Source organism: Dietzia sp. DQ11-44, from assembly GCF_014145205.1.
GTDB classification, from domain to species: Bacteria; Actinomycetota; Actinomycetes; order Mycobacteriales; family Mycobacteriaceae; genus Dietzia; species Dietzia natronolimnaea.
The window spans coordinates 1-2,052 of record NZ_JAALEC010000055.1 but is presented as its reverse complement, the minus strand read 5'-3'; the positions used below and the strand labels follow the sequence as shown (position 1 = coordinate 2,052).

Annotated in this window: 2 protein-coding genes; both read left to right on the top strand. The window is 70.7% G+C overall.

Features of this window, described 5'->3' with window-relative positions:
* Positions 1-243: 243 nt before the first annotated feature.
* Positions 244-495, top strand: a complete 252-nt coding sequence (acpM, locus tag G6018_RS01665) for a meromycolate extension acyl carrier protein AcpM (RefSeq protein ID WP_095719155.1) — start codon at positions 244-246, stop codon at positions 493-495.
* Positions 496-753: 258 nt separating this feature from the next.
* The coding region (locus G6018_RS01660; protein ID WP_182638548.1) for a carboxyl transferase domain-containing protein at positions 754-2,052 on the top strand (1,299 nt) is incomplete at its 3' end.

Below are 2,052 nucleotides of genomic sequence, written 5' to 3'. Positions count from 1 at the left end.
GTTCGTCGAGCTCCCCCCGTCCGGGGCGCTCGTCGGCCTGGCCAAGCGCATGATGCGCGAGGTGCCCCGGCACGGCGTCACCACGCCCGAGGACCTGGAGGACGCGCTCGACGCCGTCCCCGCACTCAGCGGCGCGTAGACCACCCCCACGAACCCGCGGTCGCCGGCCTCGCCCGGCGGTCGCGTCATGACGACCCCGCCGTGCCCGACCGGGCGCGACGACACCACCAGAAAGGACACCACATGGCACGCACCGAGGCCGAGATCATCTCCGGACTTGCGGAGATCGTCGAGGAGGTCACCGGAATCGAGCCTTCCGAGGTGACCCCGGAGAAGTCCTTCGTGGACGATCTGGACATCGATTCGCTCTCCATGGTGGAGATCGCGGTCCAGACGGAGGACCGCTACGGGGTGGAGATCCCGGACGAGGACCTCGCCAAGTTGCGTACTGTGCAGGATGCGGTCGACTACATCCAGAAGATCGACCAGAGCTGACACCACGTCCCGGAGCACGGGGCGGGGACGCGTTCAGGGCCGAAGGTGCGGTCGGTGCACCAGACGAGCCCGCGTCTCCACCCCACGTCCGGGACCCGACACACGAGAGCACCCCGCGTCACGCGGGGTGACGGGCGGAAGGCGCGATCAGGGACGGGGGTCCCGGATCGCTCGCCTCCCCCACACCAGCCAGTCCGGGGGTCCATAAGGAGCGCACCCTCCCATCCGGGAGGTGCGCCGCGGAAAGGACTGCATTCGATGACCATCACGAGCACCGTGGACCAGAACACCCAGATCGACCCGCGCGACCCCGTCGCGCGGCTCGAGAACCTCTTCGATCCGGCATCACTGGAGTTCCTCACGGAACCCGACGCGTCGGGCGCGCTCGCCGCGCGGGGCCTGATCGACGGCGAACCCACGATCGCCTATGCCACCGACGCCACCGTCATGGGTGGCGCGATGGGTCTGGACGGGTGCCGTCACATCGTCCACGCGATCGACACCGCCATCGACGAGCACCTGCCCGTCGTGGGCGTGTGGCACTCGGGAGGGGCACGACTCGCCGAGGGCGTCGAGGCGCTGCACGCGGTCGGCCTGGTCTTCGAGGCCATGGTCCGCGCCTCGGGCCACGTGCCGCAGATCTCGGTCGTGCTCGGGCCCGCCGCCGGCGGTGCCGCGTACGGCCCCGCGCTCACGGACGTCGTGATCATGGCGCCGGCGGGCAAGATCTTCGTCACCGGACCCGACGTGGTCCGCTCCGTCACCGGGGAACAGGTGGACATGGAGGGCCTCGGCGGCCAGGACGTCCACCACCGCAAGTCCGGCGTGTGTCACATCGCCGCCTCTGACGAGCGGGACGCTCTGCACCGCGCGCGGCGGCTGGTGAACCTCCTGTCCGCGCAGGGTGAGTTCGATCTGCGGGCGCTCGAGGGCGACCACACGGATCTGGCGGGGTTGCTCCCGGAGTCACCCAAGCGTGCCTACGACGTGCGTCCCCTCGTCCACGGCATCCTCGACTCGTCCGAGTTGGACGGGAGCACGACCTTCGAGGAGCTCCAGGCCAAGTGGGCGCCCAGCATCGTGGTGGGCTTCGGCAGGATGTCGGGCCGCACGGTCGGCGTGATCGCCAACAACCCGCTCCGCCTGGGGGGTTGCCTCAACTCCGAGTCCGCCGAGAAGGCCTCCCGGTTCGTCCGCCTGTGCAACGCGTTCGGCGTACCGCTTCTCGTCGTGGTCGACGTCCCCGGTTACCTCCCCGGGGTCTCCCAGGAGTGGGAGGGCGTCGTCCGGCGTGGCGCCAAACTGCTGCACGCCTTCGCGGAGGCGTCCGTCGCCCGCGTCACGCTGGTCACCCGCAAGATCTACGGCGGGGCCTACATCGCCATGAACTCGCGCGCGCTGGGCGCCTCCGCCGTGTTCGCGTGGCCCGATGCGGAGGTGGCCGTGATGGGCGCCAAGGCGGCGGTGGGCATCCTGCACAAGCGCACGCTCGCAGCGGCGCCGGAGGACGAGCGCGAGGCCCTGCACGAGCGGCTGGCCGACGAGCACGCCGCGATC